The organism is Nocardioides albus, assembly GCF_014648255.1.
Classification (GTDB): Bacteria; Actinomycetota; Actinomycetes; order Propionibacteriales; family Nocardioidaceae; genus Nocardioides; species Nocardioides albus.
Genome location: NZ_BMQT01000016.1, coordinates 38,755 through 53,941, shown reverse-complemented (window position 1 = coordinate 53,941; position 15,187 = coordinate 38,755). Strand labels below are relative to the sequence as shown.

Here is a 15,187-nt window from a genome sequence, read left to right as displayed (position 1 = left end):
GGATCAAGACATGATCGACCCCGACATCTTCGGCTACGACTTCGACGCATACCTCGAGGTGATCGCCGACTTCACCGACAACGAGCTCATCCCGGCCGAGAACGAGATGGTCGAGGCAGGTGCCGTGCCGCCCCGCATCGTCGCCCGAATGGCCGAGCTCGGTCTCTTCGCCATCACCATCCCGCGTGCCTACGGCGGGCTCGAATGGACGATGGAGCAGCAGGTCCGGCTGACCTTCGAGTTCACCCGTGCCTCGTGCGTGTACCGCTCACGCTTCTCAACAGTGATCGGTCTGTGTTCGCAGGCCATTCTCGACCATGGCACCGAAGAACAGCGGCAGCGTCTTCTGCCGGCGATGGCTGCGGGCGAGCTGGTCACCGCGTTCGCCCTCACCGAGGAGGAAGCCGGGTCCGACGCCGGCAGCCTCACCACCACGGCGGTGCGAAGCGGCGACAACTATGTGTTGAACGGCAGCAAGCGCTACATCACCAACGCCGCCTGGGCGGACGCTTTCGTCGTCTTCGCCCGCACCGACCAGTCCAAGCCGGGGGCCGACGGGATCTCGGCGTTCATCGTCGATGCCGGCTCGAACGGTGTGCGCACCGCGCTGCCGGAGATCATGAACGGTCACGCGGAGGGGCCGGTCGGAGAGATCCATCTCGACGACGTCGAGGTTCCGGTCGAGAACCTGCTGGGCGGGGTCGAGGGTGCTGGCCTGACGATGGCGTTGCGAGGGATCAACCATGCTCGGCTCCACGTCGCCGCCACCTGCATCGGTCAGGGCACCCGCTTGCTCGAGGAGACCACGGCACACGTGAACGGTCGCCGGCAGTTCGGCTCCGCGATCGCTGAGCTCGGCGCGGTCCAGGCAACGCTCGGCGGGAGCTTCGCCGAGCTCGAGGCCGGTCGATCGCTCACAGTCGAGTGCGCCCGCGCCTTCGACGAGGGCTCCATCCCCAGGCACCGGATCGCGTCCGCCAAGCTGTTCAGCTCGGAGATGGTCGGCCGGGTGGCGGACCGCTGCGTCCAGCTGCTCGGTGGCGAAGGAATCGTCGGCCCGCACCCCGTGCCCCGGATGTGGCGCGACGTACGCGCGCTGCGTATCTACGAAGGCTCCTCGCCCATCCACGAGCGGAATCTCGGGCGCGCCATGATCAAGCAGGTCGCGGCCGACGGCACTCTCCCGAACACATACCGAGTCTGAATGTCGTCGTTGTTGGCGCATCCCCGGACGAACGAGAGGATGGCTCGCATGGAGATCCGTCAGCTCGAGTATTTTCTCGCAGTGGTCGAGTGCGACGGGGTCAACCGGGCTGCGCATCACCTCAACGTCGCCCAGGCGACGATCTCGCAGAGCATCCGCCAGCTCGAGCGCGAGCTCAAGCTGACCCTGTTTCACCGGACCGGCCGCAATCTGGTTCTGAACTCCGCCGGCCAGTTGCTCGTCGAGCCCGCACGTAGTGTCCTGGCAGGACTGCTGGCAGCACAGGACATCATGCGTGAGGCCCGCGATCTTCAGGTCGGGTCGATCACGATCGGCACCATGCCGGAGATGTCGAGCGAAGCGGTGGCAGCCTGGAGCGGATCGTTCACCAAGCTCCATCCCGATATTCGGATCGATCTGTTCGAGTTCGGCAGCGCTGCCGAACTATGTGACGAGGTACTGACAGGCCATTGCGAGCTCGGCTTCACGACCTTCCCGATCCCGACCGAGAACCTCGAGCGAATCGAGCTCGGCGTCCAGCGACTCCTGCTCGTGCAACCTCCCGGCACGGCGGGCGGCGCTGGCCCCATCGCGATCTCCGAGCTCGACGGAGTGCCGCTCGCAGTGAGCAGCGCCGCCTCGCGCGAGAACGACATCGTGGCGACCATCCTTCGTCGCGAGTCGGTCTCGCCCCGGGTCGCCGCGCAGGTTCCCAACCGTCATGCGCAGTTGACGCTCGTTCTGAACGGCGCGGCCAGCGCTTTCCTGCCCCTGCGGATGGCCACCGCAGCTCACCGTCTGGGGGCGACGGTGGTGGAGACCCGGCCCGACATCCGTACCTCGTTCGGAATCGTCCACCGTCCCGGTGCTCTCAACCCGGCGGCGAAGAGCTTCATCATCCAGAGTCATGCCGACCTGACGAGCTGGAACTCACGCATCGCCGCGCATGAGCGTGCCGGGAGCTCGTTGTTGGAGGCGTCACTGCTGGCTGACGACGAGTTGCGGAAGAGGACCATCGACGGACGCCAGTAGTGGCTGACAAGGCGCTGTGCTCGCATCCCAAGCGCACATAGAAGTTGTGAAGACGATCGAAGGAGTAACGGTGACAGGCATTGAACAGGTCGGCGTCGTCGGCTGCGGACTCATGGGCGCAGGCATCGCCGAGGTGTCGGCTCGCGCGGGTAAGGACGTCGTCGTGATCGAATCGAGCGCCCGGGCGGCGACCGCCGGGCGAGAGCGACTCGAGGCGTCGCTCGAGCGGGCAGAGCGTAGGGGCAAGGTCGCCAGCGCCGCCCAGGTCCTTGACCGGATCCGAATCGAGGTCGACCTGGAGGCGCTGGCCGATCGGGACATCGTCGTCGAGGCGATCGCGGAGGACGAGAATGCCAAGATCGAGCTCTTCGGCCGCCTCGACAAGACAGTGCAGGATCCCGAGGCGGTGCTTGCCACCAACACGTCCTCGATCCCGATCATGAAGCTGGCCGTCGCGACCGGTCGCCCCAGCCAGGTGGTAGGAGTGCACTTCTTCAACCCGGTGCCGGTGCTCACCCTCGTCGAGCTGGTGCCCAGCCTGCTGACCAGTGACGAGACCGTCGAGCAGGCGCGGCGTTTCGTGCAGGACGACCTCGGCAAGCGGGCGATCGACTGCCAGGACCGTGCGGGTTTCGTCGTGAACTCGCTGCTCATTCCGTTCGTGCTCTCGGCCATCAGGATGCTCGAATCCGGCTTCGCCACCGCCGAGGACATCGATGAAGGCCTGGTACGCGGTGCCGCCCATCCGCAGGGCCCGCTGGCGTTGGCCGACCTGATCGGGCTGGACACGACGAAAGCGGTCGCCGAGTCGCTCTATGCAGAGTTCAAGGAGCCTCTCTATGCGCCGCCGCCGTTGCTCGCGCGGATGGTGGAGGCGGGTCTCCTCGGCCGCAAGACCGGCCGGGGGTTCTATAGATACTGAACATCCCCGAGCCGCGGCTCGCACTGAGTGACACCCTAGGAGTGATGGACATGACCAACCGCCTTGCTGGTGCCACGAGCCCGTATCTCCTTCAACACGCAGATAATCCTGTGAACTGGTGGGAGTGGGGAGCCGACGCGTTCGAGGAGGCGCGGCAGCGGGGTGTACCTGTGCTGCTATCGGTCGGGTACGCCGCCTGCCACTGGTGCCACGTGATTCTGCGTACGCTCAGGAAATGGCCGGGTTCGACGAGGTCGCTGGTCAGCAGGGCTATTTCGTGCCGTGCTGGTTCAGCGTCGATCGCCTAGTGACGGCGATTCCGGAGCTTCGTGTATCACTTCGTGTATCACTCGGGCGCCCGTCGACCACGCTGAGGCGGTGAGGTCGCCATGGGTCGCGGCCTCGCGACCGCTGATCTGACGGAAGTAGACCGAGCCCTCGGCGACCTCGTCGATCAGCACCCACGACCAGAAGCCGGGGCGGCCGGCCACGGCAACGTCGCCTGGCTGGAACCGACGGCGCTCAGGGAGCCGGGCGACGTTGCGGTCCTCGTCGTCGACCAGGTTCAGGTCGGCGCCGATGTCGATCGAGATCATGTCGGACCCCTCTCAGCTCGGTTCCTGCTGATGGTGCGGGTTGTCTTCCACAGTGTAGGTGGCGAGGGACTCGAGGCGCTCGGCGCGGCCTGGCCCGAGTCGACCCCGGTGGCCGTCGGCGTGGGCGGTGCGGTCCCGTTGGTCCACCTGCTGGGGTAGGTCTACCCCGCGCGGCGATCTGGTCACCGGTGTCGACGACCCCGACACGCGTGCGCACGGCTAGGGCGAGTGCGTCTGGGCGCCTTCCGCAACGCCTGCCTGGCCGAGGCGGGCTCCTGCAGAGGCTCGGGTCGCCGGGACGGTCCGACTGAGGTCTGGGGCGTCGGTCAGGCTCGAGAGTCATCGGCGGTGGGCTTGGCCGCTAGCGCCTCGGAGATGAGGGCGACGGTCCGCTTGACCGGTTCGACCGCGCGCTCGGCGACGTCGGCCCGGTAAGTGATGACGTTGACGCAGGCCGCGGGCATCCCGGAAAGCGGCGAAAGGGGCACTGCGACCCCGTACGCGCCGGGCTCAACTTGGCCGTGGGTGCTGGCGAATCCCAGCTCGCGAGCCCCGGACACATCGGTGGGCTCTCCTGGCCGCGGCGTGGCGAGCGACTGCAGGGCGATCCCGGCCGAGCCCCGGTCCAGAGGGTGCCGGCTGCCTTCGCGGAACGAAAGATGGTAGCGCGCGTTGGCAGGCTCCATCACCGCGATCGCCACGGCCTCCTCTCCCTCCGCGACCAGCAACGACACCGTCGACTGCAGCTCGTTCGCGAGACCGCGGAGATGGGGTGATGCGACCTCTTTCAAGCTGGTCAGGGTGCCCTGGCCGAGGGTCGTGAGACCGGCACCGGGCAGGAACCGGCCGTCTGGGGCGCGGGTTACCAGATGGAAGTCGCTCAGCGTGCTCAGCAGGCGATAGGCGACCGTGCGATGCACGCCGAGCGTGTCGGCGATGGTCTGGATGCTCACGCCATCTGTGCTCGCCGCGACCAGTTCGAGGGCGCGCAGGCCGCGGGCGAGCGTCTGGGTGCCGACGTTGCGGGACGGGGTCGAGGGCTCCTCGGCGGCGCTGATCATGGCCCCACCGTATCCATCGCTGGTCATCGTTTCTCTCGCTCCTCTTGACAGAGGGGGGTGACTGGGATCACTCTGTTCTAAGTCTACACATGAATGGGCGTTATTTACACAAGGAGAATTGGATGAACTCGCAGGACCACGTGCTGCTGCTGGGCACCTCCGGCGGACCGCGGTGGCGACGTACCCGCTCCGGGATCTCCACCGCGGTGGTGGTTGGAGGAGACGTCTACCTCGTCGACTGTGGCTACGGCGCGGGCGCGCAGCTCTCGCGGTCCGGGCACAGTCCGGCGCGGCTGCGGGCGGTGCTCGTCACCCACCTGCACTCCGACCACACCGCCGACCTCGCCAACCTGCTGCTCTACGGCTGGTACGAGGGGCTCGAGGACGTCGTCGCGCCGGTCACCTGCCTCGGTCCGCCCTCGCGCGGCAGCTTCCCCGACGTAGCCGCCGACGGCGGTCGTGTGCCGCGCCTGGTGCGCCCGGAGGAGCCGGCGCCGGGGTTCACCGCGATGGTGCGTCACCTGGGGGCGGCGTACGCCACCGACCTCAACGACCGGATGCGCGACACCCGGCGACGTGATCCGCGCGAGCTGCTCACCGTGGCCGACATCGAGCTTCCCGAGGGTCTGGTCATCGACCCCGACCACGATGCCGCTCCCGACGTCGAGCCGTGGGTCGTGCTCGAGGACGACCGGGTGCGCGTCACGGCCACGTTGGTGCAACACGCGCCGATGGCCCCGGCCTTCGCCTTCCGCTTCGACACCGACAGCGGCTCCGTGGTCGTCTCCGGCGACACCGGGCCCTGCGAGAACCTGGTGCGCCTGGCGACCGGTGCCGACGTGCTGGTGCACGAGGTCATCGACGAGGAGTACGTCGCCCGCGCCTACGAGAACGGGCGCACCGCCCAGCAGCGGGCGATGATCGCGCACCACCTCTCCGCGCACACCACGGTTCCGCAGGTCGGCCAGATCGCCGAGCGGGCCGGTGTCCGCACCCTCGTCCTGTCCCACTTCGTGCCGGGCGACATCGACGTGCCGCGCTGGCACGAGGCCGCCAAGCACTTCTCCGGAGAGCTCGTCATCGGCGAGGACCTGCAGCGCGTCCCGATCGCCGCCCCCTGACCCGTCCCGAACCAGCCATCACCCGAACCCGTCCCTTCGCCCAGGAGAACCCATGTCCGAGACCACCACCGCCGAGCCGCACGGCGACCGCCGCCACATGCGTCGGGTGCTGTTGTCGAGCTATCTCGGCAGCACCGTCGAGTTCTACGACTTCCTGCTCTACGGCATCGCCGCGAGCCTGGTGTTCAACCAGCTGTTCTTCAGCAACCTCGACCCGTTGGTCGGCACGATCGCCTCGTTCGGCACGCTCGCGACCGGCTACCTCGCGCGCCCGGTGGGCGGCATCATCTTCGGCCACTTCGGTGACCGGCTGGGCCGCAAGTCGATGCTGGTGGTCACGATGTCGGTCATGGGCGTGGCCAGCGCCCTCGTGGGCGTGCTCCCGACGTACGACCAGATCGGCTCCCTCGCGCCGCTCCTGCTGGTCACGCTGCGGGTGCTCCAGGGCATCGCCGTCGGCGGCGAGTGGGGCGGCGCCGCGCTGATGGCGCTCGAGCACGCCGACCCGGGCAAGCGCGGCTTCGCCGCCAGCGTGGCCAACATGGGTGGCCCCAGCGGTGCGGTCCTGGCGACCGTGGTCCTGACCCTGTTCAGCCTGCTCCCTGAGGACCAGTTCCTCGCCTGGGGCTGGCGGGTGCCTTTCCTGCTGAGCGTCGTGCTGGTCGCAGTCGGCCTGTTCGTCCGGCTCCGGGTGAGCGAGTCGCCGATGTTCGAGCAGGCGCGCAACCGCCCCGCCCCGACCAAGCCGCCGCTGGTCGAGGTGCTGCAGAAGCAGTACCGCCAGGTCATCCTGTCTTGCTTCGGTGGCGCCAGTGCGTTCGTCATCCAGTCGCTGCTCGCCACGTTCGCCCTCTCCCTGGCGATGCAGGCCGGGCACGGGCGGACCACCGTCCTGGTCATGCACGGGCTGGCGTCGCTCCTGCACATCGTCACCATCCCGGCGTTCGCCATCCTGTCCGACCGGATCGGTCGCCGCCCGGTGATGATCAGCGGGGCGCTGGCCACGGCCGTGCTCATCTACCCCGTACTCCTGATGATCGGCAGCGGGTCCACCTGGCTGCTGCTGGCCGGGTTCGTGCTCGGCAACCCGATCCTGCAGGCGTCGATGTACGGCCCGCTCGCCGCGTACATCAGCGAGATGTTCGGCACCAGCTCCCGCTACACCGGTGCCTCGCTGGGCTACCAGATCGCCTCGACCCTGGGCGCCGGCTTCGCGCCGATCATCGGTGCTGCGCTGCTCGGCGCCGCGGGTGGCTCCAACCCCGTGCTGGTGGCGGCCTTCGCCGCCGCGGTCTGCCTCGTCAGCGTGGTCGCCATCTGGTGCTCCGGAGAGTCCCACCGGGCCGACCTGGCCGATCCGTCCGGTCAGGCAGACCCTGCAGAACCCGCAGGTCCGGCGACGGACGCCTCGACACAATCCGCCGTCTGACCGGCAGCATCGGCGGCATCCGGATCAGTGCAGCCAGACCGGCGGCACCCGGCGACGGCCGGTGCCGGTGAGGATCTCGTACGGGCTGCGGCCGCTCACCGCCGCCCACTCCTCGACGGTGTGCTCGCCGTGGTCGCCGGGCCCGAGGAGCACGACCTCGTCGCCAGGCGACACGTCGGTGTCGCCGACGTCAAGGACGAGCTGGTCCATGCACACCCGGCCCGCGATCGTCAGCGACGCCCCGTCGAACCCGACGGGCGCACAGCCCGGCGGAATCATGGGTACGCCGTCGGCGTACCCGAGCGGGACGATCGCCAGCCGGGTGGGTCGCTTCGTGCGGTATGTGTGTCCGTAGGAGACGCCCACGCCCTCCGGAGCCGACTTCACGTGCGCGACCGTGGCGACAACCCGCATCGCCGGACGGAGGTCGGCGGGAGCCGCTTGGTGAGCGAGTGGGTTCACGCCGTACGTCGCCAGGCCGCAGCGGACGAGGTCGTAGCGCAGGTCCGGTCGGGTCAGGGCCGCCGCCGAGTTGGCCAGGTGACGCCAGCGCGGCCGGAGACCGGCCAGCGCAGCCGCCGCGAGCGCGGTCTCGAACGCCTCGCGCTGTGCGTCGCTGACCGGATGGCCGGGCTCGTCCGCGCACGCCAGGTGCGACCAGATGCCGACGACCTCGATCAGGCCGTCGCGCTCGAGTCGGCCCTTCGATAGTGGGGGAACGAGGGACACCTCCAATAGAGAAGGTCTGAAGGTTGAGCTGGACATTACCTGTCGGCTGGGGTTGCTGCGTCGGTGGATCGAGTGTGACCTGTGGCTGGACGGAGATTGGTGGACACCGTCATTGCAGCGAAGCGGCGAGGACCTCGCTCTGTTTGAGGACGTCGAGGATGAGCGAGCTCTCCATGGCTTCGACGTGCTCGGTCCACTCGGCATCGGTGAGCAGGTGGCGCAGGGCATCCTTTGTCGGTAGTCGGACGTCGGCGACGATCTGATGCTCGCCCATCACCATCGCCGCGTAGCGGACATGGGGGCTGGCGGTCAGCGCTGCGGCGACCGTCTCGACGGCCGGTGGCCGAATCCGTAGGCGCAGCAGCGCCGCGACCGGCAGTCCCAGCACGCGCGGGTCGACGACAGCCCGTAGCGTGACCAGGCCCGATGTGCGCATGGCTTCCACTCGGCGGGCCGCAGTCTGCTCGGACACGCCTGCCATGCGGCCGAGCTCCTCGAAGGTGCGACGGCCGTCCTCGACGAGCCCGCGCAGCAGGGCCTTGTCTTCGCGGTGCAGCTTGACCGGCTCGCTGAAGACGGGCCAGGTGGTGATCGGGGCGCCGACCCGGAGAGCCTCGGCCTCGTCTCGGTCGAGGATGCCGGGGTCCCAGGTCGTAAGAGTCTGGATGTATCGCAGCACCGGGGCTACCTCCACCTGGGTCACTCCGGTCGTGGCGCCGAGCTCGTGCAGGAACAGGTCGGCCTGGCGGGTCTCGGGGCACCACATGTCGGCCAGGCACTGTGCCCGTCCGGAGAGCAGGTACGTCGTCACTGTCTCCGGGCGGCGGGCGATCGTCGCGCAGGTGGGCCAGACGGTCGCCGGGGCGCAGGAGAAGGTCACCACGAACGGATCGCCGCGGCCGGTGCGATGAGGATCGGCGAGTGCGTGGATGCCGACCGCTCCCGACTCCAGCAGTGCCGTCCCGCGACGGGTGACGGTGCGGTCGGGAACGTTTAGTGCCGCGGCGATCTTTCGCCATGGGGCGCGGCCGTCGAGCATCAGCGCGGCCACGATACGACGGTCAAGGTCGGCAGCGGGGTTCGGCGCCATTCGCCGATCTTATGGCGAGATCCTCCATCTGAACAGAGTCTATTGCTGATGACCTGTGACCGGGGCCACAGTTGAGGCGAATCCCCGGAACGGGGTCCGATCGATCTGGAGGTCGCCGTGAACGACATCATCCGTAAGACCGCCCGGGAGGTCGTCGACCTGCTTCGTCGGGGCGAGGTCTCGCCCCTCGAGTTGGTCAAGACCCTCGAGGAACACGTCACCGAGGTCGATTCCGAGGTGAATGCATTGCCCATCCGGTTCTTCGATCAAGCTCGGACGCAGGCCGAGGCGATGATGAAGCGTCACCCGGACCCGAAGGATCGTGGCCTTCTGGCCGGTCTTCCGGTGGCGGTCAAGGACTACAACGACGTCGCCGGACAGCGCACCACGTTCGGCTCACCGATCTTCGCGGACACCGTCGCCGACGAGTCCGATGCGATGGTTCGCGTCCTCGAAGGCAACGGCGCCATCGCCTACGCGAAGTCCAACGTTCCAGAGTTCGCCGGTGGCCACACGTACAACCCGCTCTTCGGTCCGAGCCGCAACCCATGGAACCTCGACCGCTCGGTCGGTGGTTCCTCCGGTGGCGCCGCGGCCTGTCTCGCCTCCGGGTCCGCGTGGCTGGCCACCGGCAACGACCTCGGCGGGTCACTCCGGACACCGGCCGGCTTCAACGGCATCGTCGGCGTCCGTCCAACAGCCGGTCGAGTGCCGCGACGCACCCCCGCGGTCCCGTTCGACACTCTGTGGGTCGAGGGGCCGATGGCGCGCAACGTCGCCGACGCTGCGCTGATGCTCGACGCGATGATCGGCTACGACGACCACGATCCGCTCACCCGTCGAGAGCGGCCGACGTCGTTCGTCGCTTCGCTGGATGCGTACGACGCGCCCGCGCGAGTCGCCTACTCGGCGGATCTCGGGGTGCTTCCCGTCGACCAGACCGTTCGCCGGGTCACGCGTGACTCCCTCGCCCACTTCACCGCGATGGGGGCCGAGGTCGTCGATGCCGAGCCTGACTTCGGCGACGCTTACGAGGCGTTCCAGATCCTGCGGGCTCATCTGATCGCGACGATGCACGCCAGCACGCTCGAGCGCCACCGCGACCTGATCAAGGCCGACATCGTGTGGAACATCGAGAAAGGGCTCGCCCAGTCCACGGCCGACGTGCAGTGGGCCGAACGGGCGCGGGGGGCGCTGATCCATCACGTCATGGACTTCTTCGACGACCACGACGTCCTGGTCGTCCCCAGCGCCCCGCTGCCCCCATTTCCTGTCGAGTGGCCCGCGCCGCAGGAGATCGACGGCACCGAGCTGACGACCTACATCGACTGGATCGCGATCACGTTCTGCATCTCGCTGACCGGGTGCCCGGTGGTCGCCCTGCCGAGCGGACTGGATCAGGACGGCCTGCCGATCGGCGTGCAGCTCGTCGGACGTCCCGGCTCGGAGGCCCGGCTCCTGTCTTATGCACAGCGCTTCGAGCAGGGCGTCGAGATCGCGAGCCGACTTCCGGTCGGCCGCCGCGTCGCCGCAGGAGCGGTCCGATGAGCCGGCGCGGCTCGATAGACGTCGACGGCGACGTCGTTCTCGATCAAGAGAGCCCGAACGGCGATGTCCGGGAAGGCTTCTGGGCCCGGCTGGCGCTGAACTTCTCCGGTTTCGTCGAGAAGTGGTTCCCCGACGCCTTCGTGTTCGCCCTGATCGCCGTGGCGGTCGCAGCTGTGGCCGCGCTGATCATGGGTGCGCCGGCCACCGCCGTGGCCGACAGCTTCAGCACGGGCTTCTGGGACCTCATCCCGTTCACCATGCAGATGGCCCTGGTCGTCGTGACCGGGTACGTCGTGGCCACCTCGCCACCCGCGAGCAAGCTGATCGACCGGCTGGCGGCGGTTCCCCGCACCGGACGAACCGCGATCTCCTTCATCGCGACGATCAGCCTCGCGACCTCACTGGTCAACTGGGGCTTCGGTCTGGTCTTCGCCGGCCTGCTCGCCAAAGCCGTCGGGCGGCGGGAAGACATCAAGGTCGACTACCGTGCGGCCGGCGCCGCCGCGTACCTCGGCATCGGCGGGATCTGGGCCCTTGGCATCAGTTCGTCGGCCGCTCAGCTCCAGGCCAATCCGGACAGCCTCCCTCCCGACCTGATCGCCATCACCGGCGTCATCCCGTTCCGGGAGACCATCTTCCTGTGGCAGTCGCTGGTCCTGGCCGCGATCATCCTGGTCGCCAGCGTCACGATCGCCTTCCTTTCGGCGCCCGGCGAGCGCAACGCGGTCAGCGCGAGGGATCTCGGTGTCGACCTCGCAGAGAAGACCTCCACCCGCCGTGTGCGGGAACGGCCCGGCGACTGGCTGGAGTTCAGCCCGCTGCTGACGATCGTCGTGGCGCTCCTGGTGGCCGGTTGGCTGTTCCGGGAGTTCATGACCGGCGACCCGATCGTCGTCATCTCGAACCTCAACACCTACAACCTGCTGTTCCTCGCGTTAGGGATGCTCCTTCACTGGCGCCCGCGGAGCTTCCTCGACGCCGTCTCCAACGCCGTTCCCGCGACGGCGGGAATCCTCATCCAGTTCCCGTTCTACGCCGGGATCGCAGCGATCCTGACACGTGCGCAGTCAGAGGACGGTGACAGCCTGGCCCACCTCATCTCCGAAGGGTTCGTCAATCTCTCCACACCGGGCACCTTCGCCCTGGTCATCGGGATCTACTCCGCCACACTCGGATTCTTCATCCCCTCAGGTGGCGGGAAGTGGATCATCGAGGCGCCCTACGTCATGGACGCGTCGAACGCGATGGAATCGCACCTGGGATGGACCGTGCAGATCTACAACGCCGCCGAGGCTCTGCCCAACCTGATCAACCCCTTCTGGATGCTCCCGCTCCTGGGAATCCTCGGGCTGCGGGCACGACACCTGGTCGGCTTCACCTTCGTCCAGTTCCTCGTGCACCTCCCGCTCGTGCTCGGCCTGCTCTGGTTCTTCGCCGGGACCCTGGACTACCACCCGCCAGTACAGCCCTGACCAGACCACCTCATCCATCCGGTCGTCGCCCTGCCTGCATTGGGACGGGGCGACGACCTCGGCGAAAGGGACCGCCCGTGTCCGCACCTTTAGACGACCTCGTGGTCGTCGATCTGACCCGCGCCCTGGCAGGGCCGCACGCGACGATGATGCTCGCTGATCTCGGAGCCCGCGTCATCAAGGTGGAGTCGCCCACCGGTGACGACACCCGCGGCTGGGGTCCGCCGTTCCTAGATGAGGACGGTGCCCGTGAGTCGACCTACTTTCTGTCTGCCAACCGCAACAAGGAGTCCATCGCCCTCGACCTGCGCTCAGAGGAAGGGCGCGACATCCTGCGCAAGCTCGTCCAGCGGGCCGATGTTCTGGCGGAGAACTTCCGTACCGGGGTGCTCGACCGCCTCGGTTTCTCCCTCGCCGAACTCCACGACATCAATCCTCGCCTGATCGTCCTCTCGATCACAGGCTTCGGGCACGACGGCCCCGAGGGTGGCCGGTCCGGCTACGACCAGATCGCCCAAGGCGAGGCCGGACTGATGAGCCTGACCGGCCCTTCGGCCGACGAGCCGACCAAGGTCGGCGTGCCGATCGCAGATCTTCTCGCCGGTATGAACGGCGCCTTCGGCCTGCTGGCTGCGTTGCACGAGCGGGAGCGAACCGGTCGCGGGCGCGTCGTACGTACGAGCCTGCTCGCCTCCGTCGTCGGTATCCACGGCTTCCAGGGCACGCGAGCCACGATCGCGGGGGAGGTGCCGCGGGCGATCGGCAATCAACACCCCTCGATCGCGCCGTACGGTCTGTTCCGCACCGCGGATGCTCCGGTTCAGATCGCCGTCGGCAGCGAGGGACTGTGGACTTCCTTCGCCCCGCTGGTGGGCCTCGATGCCGCTGATCCCCGCTTTGCCCGGAACGGCAACCGCGTCGAGCGACGTGAGGAGCTCCGTGACCTCATCGAGATGGCGTTCAGCAACTCATCGAGCGAGGCCGTCCTCGAGGCCCTGGAGAGGGCGGGGATCCCGGCAGGCAAGGTCCGAACCCTCGACGACGTCTACGCCTGGGACCAGACCCGATCGCAGGGCTTGGTCATCGAAGTCGATCACCCCGTGTTCGGGACCCTCGAACTACCCGGGCCGGTCCTCCGTTTCGACGACAACGCCTACGCCGGCGGTCGCAAGGACCACACCGCGCCGCCGATGCTCGACCAGCATCGCCGACAGCTCCTGGATTGGCTCGAGGACCAGGAGACATCGGCATGAGCGCGCGCACCGTACTTTCCGCGGCCGACTACCTGTCGGCGCTCGTCGACGACGGCTCGTACGAGAGCTGGGACACGGCTCCGAAACAGCCGTCGACCGGAGCTGCGGACTATCCCGCGGAACTCGCCGCCGCAGCGGTCCACAGCGGTGCGGATGAGTCGGTACTGACCGGTTCGGCCCGAATCTGTGGCCAGCCGGTCGTCGTCCTGGTATCCGAGTTCGGATTCCTGGGAGGATCGATCGGCGAGGCTGCCGCCGAGAGGCTTGTCGCCGCGATCACCCGGGCGACGGCGCTCGGCCTGCCGATTCTTGCCGCCCCGGCCTCGGGTGGCACCCGGATGCAGGAGGGAACGCCCGCCTTTGTCCGGATGTCGTCGATCGCAGCCGCCGTCAGGGCGCACAAGGACGCCGGATTGCTGTACGTAGTGCATCTGCGTCACCCCACGACCGGTGGGACGATGGCCTCGTGGGGTGGCCTGGGCCAGATGACATGGGCAGAACCCGGTGCGCTCACCGGGTTCCTCGGACCGAAGGTCTACCGGGGTCTGTATCACCGTGACTTCCCGCGCGACGTCCAGCGAGCGGAGAATCTCCACCGGGTCGGTCTCGTGGACCGGGTTGCGGATGTCGAGGTGGTGCGGTGGGAGGTCGGGCTGCTGCTCGACCTGCTCGCTTCGCCGCTCGAGCCCGATGAGGTGTCCGATATGAAGGTGGGCGCGAGGGTCGAGCAAGGTGATGTCGACGCTGGCCCCACCGCTGATGTCTGGGCATCGGTGGTCGCGACCCGGAGGCCGGACCGACCCGCGCTCACCGAGTTTCTCGCCGGGGCCGCCACTGAGCTCCTTCCGCTGAACGGAACAGGCGCCGGCGAAAGGGATCGCAGCGTGGTGGTCGCGTTCGCCCGGATCGCTGGCACAGCCTGCGTCGTGGTCGGTCAGGACCGAGCCGCACAGGTCGCCGGCGCGCCTCTGGGGCCCGCAGGGTTGCGCCAGGCTCGCCGTGGGTTCCGGGTCGCCCGCGAGTTGGGGCTCCCCGTCGTGACGGTGGTCGACACGCCGGGCGCCGACCTCTCACGAGATGCCGAGGAAGGCGGGCTCGCCTTTGAGATAGCGCGATGCCTCGAGGACCTGACGACACACCCGCATCCGACTGTGTGTGTCCTGCTCGCCGAGGGAACCGGTGGCGGTGCGCTTGCTCTCGTCCCCGCGCAGCATGCGGTCGCCACGAGCGCGTCGTGGCTCGCCGCGCTTCCGCCGGAGGGTGCGAGCGTGATTAGCCACGGGGTGACCGACCGAGCCGCGGATCTTGCCCGCGCCCAACGAATCGGCGCGTACGACCTCCGTGCCGCCGGCGTGGTCCACGCCGTCGTAGCTGTATCGGGTGAGGACCTGGTCGCTGCCTACCCAGAGATCGTTGAGGAAATTCGTCAGGGGTTCTCGACAAGACGAACCTGTTCGCGTTGAGACCAAGTGCCCCGAGCCGGGGTGAAAACCCTGGATGTATCACGGTGGGTGGCGTTGAGAGCGCCGCGAGCGAGGGGTCTAAGGCCTCCCGCTGCTTCGACTGCGCCCGGTCGATTGCCGCCGGGTGCATTTCGTGCCGACGCATACCGCCGTGTGATGGGAGTGGCGCTGCGTCGCGCCCTTGCATACATGTGCGCCGACGTGAGATTGCGCGGTGGGCGCCACCGCCCATCGAGCGGTCCGATCTGCGGTGTATCGACCAGAGCG

At 68.2% G+C, this 15,187-nt stretch carries 15 protein-coding genes; 11 read left to right on the top strand and 4 right to left on the bottom strand.

All coding sequences use genetic code 11. The features are described from left to right. The first annotated feature begins 10 nt into the window (after positions 1–10). From IEY84_RS25510 to IEY84_RS27095, 4 genes are all read left to right on the top strand, one after another. Positions 11–1,204: an acyl-CoA dehydrogenase family protein gene (locus IEY84_RS25510; protein ID WP_183551555.1), complete on the top strand. Its 1,194-nt coding sequence runs from the start codon at positions 11–13 to the stop codon at positions 1,202–1,204. Positions 1,205–1,252: 48 nt separating this feature from the next. Beyond that, positions 1,253–2,236 carry a LysR family transcriptional regulator gene (locus tag IEY84_RS25505; RefSeq protein ID WP_183551552.1) on the top strand — a complete coding sequence of 328 codons (984 nt, stop codon included), beginning with the start codon at positions 1,253–1,255 and terminating at the stop codon, positions 2,234–2,236. A 79-nt stretch (positions 2,237–2,315) separates the two neighbouring features. Continuing rightward, positions 2,316–3,158 carry a 3-hydroxybutyryl-CoA dehydrogenase gene (locus IEY84_RS25500; RefSeq protein ID WP_183551656.1) on the top strand — a complete coding sequence of 281 codons (843 nt, stop codon included), beginning with the start codon at positions 2,316–2,318 and terminating at the stop codon, positions 3,156–3,158. A 44-nt stretch (positions 3,159–3,202) separates the two neighbouring features. Beyond that, positions 3,203–3,466, top strand: coding sequence for a DUF255 domain-containing protein (locus IEY84_RS27095; RefSeq protein WP_444544196.1), 264 nt, complete (start codon positions 3,203–3,205; stop codon positions 3,464–3,466). Here IEY84_RS27095 and IEY84_RS25490 read toward each other — a convergent pair. After that, positions 3,449–3,754: a hypothetical protein gene (locus tag IEY84_RS25490; RefSeq protein ID WP_183551549.1), complete on the bottom strand. Its 306-nt coding sequence runs from the start codon at positions 3,752–3,754 to the stop codon at positions 3,449–3,451. The two genes, IEY84_RS27095 and IEY84_RS25490, sit on opposite strands and share 18 nt — an antisense overlap. 30 nt (positions 3,755–3,784) lie before the next feature. On the opposite strand from IEY84_RS25490, the gene IEY84_RS26975 reads away from it, so the two are divergent. Next, positions 3,785–3,913, top strand: coding sequence for a hypothetical protein (locus IEY84_RS26975; protein WP_260174089.1), 129 nt, complete (start codon positions 3,785–3,787; stop codon positions 3,911–3,913). A gap of 167 nt (positions 3,914–4,080) precedes the next feature. Here the strand turns inward: IEY84_RS26975 and IEY84_RS25485 are convergent, their stop codons facing one another. After that, positions 4,081–4,842 carry an IclR family transcriptional regulator gene (locus IEY84_RS25485; protein ID WP_221209270.1) on the bottom strand — a complete coding sequence of 254 codons (762 nt, stop codon included), beginning with the start codon at positions 4,840–4,842 and terminating at the stop codon, positions 4,081–4,083. 95 nt (positions 4,843–4,937) lie between these two features. On the opposite strand from IEY84_RS25485, the gene IEY84_RS25480 reads away from it, so the two are divergent. Both IEY84_RS25480 and IEY84_RS25475 read left to right on the top strand, forming a co-directional pair. Then, the gene (locus IEY84_RS25480; RefSeq protein WP_183551546.1) at positions 4,938–5,936 is read left to right on the top strand and encodes an MBL fold metallo-hydrolase; all 999 of its coding nucleotides are present in this window, start codon (positions 4,938–4,940) and stop codon (positions 5,934–5,936) included. A 52-nt stretch (positions 5,937–5,988) separates the two neighbouring features. After that, positions 5,989–7,365, top strand: coding sequence for an MFS transporter (locus tag IEY84_RS25475; protein ID WP_183551543.1), 1,377 nt, complete (start codon positions 5,989–5,991; stop codon positions 7,363–7,365). A 24-nt stretch (positions 7,366–7,389) separates the two neighbouring features. On the opposite strand, the gene IEY84_RS25470 is transcribed toward IEY84_RS25475, so the two are convergent. Beyond that, positions 7,390–8,094: an alanine racemase gene (locus tag IEY84_RS25470; protein ID WP_183551540.1), complete on the bottom strand. Its 705-nt coding sequence runs from the start codon at positions 8,092–8,094 to the stop codon at positions 7,390–7,392. Between the two features lie 109 nt (positions 8,095–8,203). Continuing rightward, positions 8,204–9,184 (bottom strand): Lrp/AsnC family transcriptional regulator, encoded by a 981-nt coding sequence (locus tag IEY84_RS25465; RefSeq protein ID WP_183551537.1) that lies wholly within the window; start codon positions 9,182–9,184, stop codon positions 8,204–8,206. Positions 9,185–9,301: 117 nt separating this feature from the next. Between IEY84_RS25465 and IEY84_RS25460 the strand changes: the two genes are divergently transcribed. The 4 genes from IEY84_RS25460 to IEY84_RS25445 all read left to right on the top strand — a co-directional run bounded on the left by IEY84_RS25460 (position 9,302) and on the right by IEY84_RS25445 (position 14,920). Beyond that, the gene (locus IEY84_RS25460) at positions 9,302–10,732 is read left to right on the top strand and encodes an amidase (protein WP_183551534.1); all 1,431 of its coding nucleotides are present in this window, start codon (positions 9,302–9,304) and stop codon (positions 10,730–10,732) included. After that, on the top strand, positions 10,729–12,204 hold the full coding sequence (locus tag IEY84_RS25455) for a short-chain fatty acid transporter (protein ID WP_183551531.1): 1,476 nt from the start codon (positions 10,729–10,731) through the stop codon (positions 12,202–12,204). Before IEY84_RS25460 ends, IEY84_RS25455 begins: the two co-directional genes overlap by 4 nt. A 77-nt stretch (positions 12,205–12,281) precedes the next feature. Beyond that, positions 12,282–13,457: a CaiB/BaiF CoA transferase family protein gene (locus IEY84_RS25450; RefSeq protein WP_183551528.1), complete on the top strand. Its 1,176-nt coding sequence runs from the start codon at positions 12,282–12,284 to the stop codon at positions 13,455–13,457. After that, complete coding sequence (locus IEY84_RS25445; RefSeq protein WP_183551526.1) at positions 13,454–14,920, top strand: carboxyl transferase domain-containing protein; 1,467 nt, start codon at positions 13,454–13,456, stop codon at positions 14,918–14,920. Before IEY84_RS25450 ends, IEY84_RS25445 begins: the two co-directional genes overlap by 4 nt. Positions 14,921–15,187 lie beyond the last annotated feature (267 nt).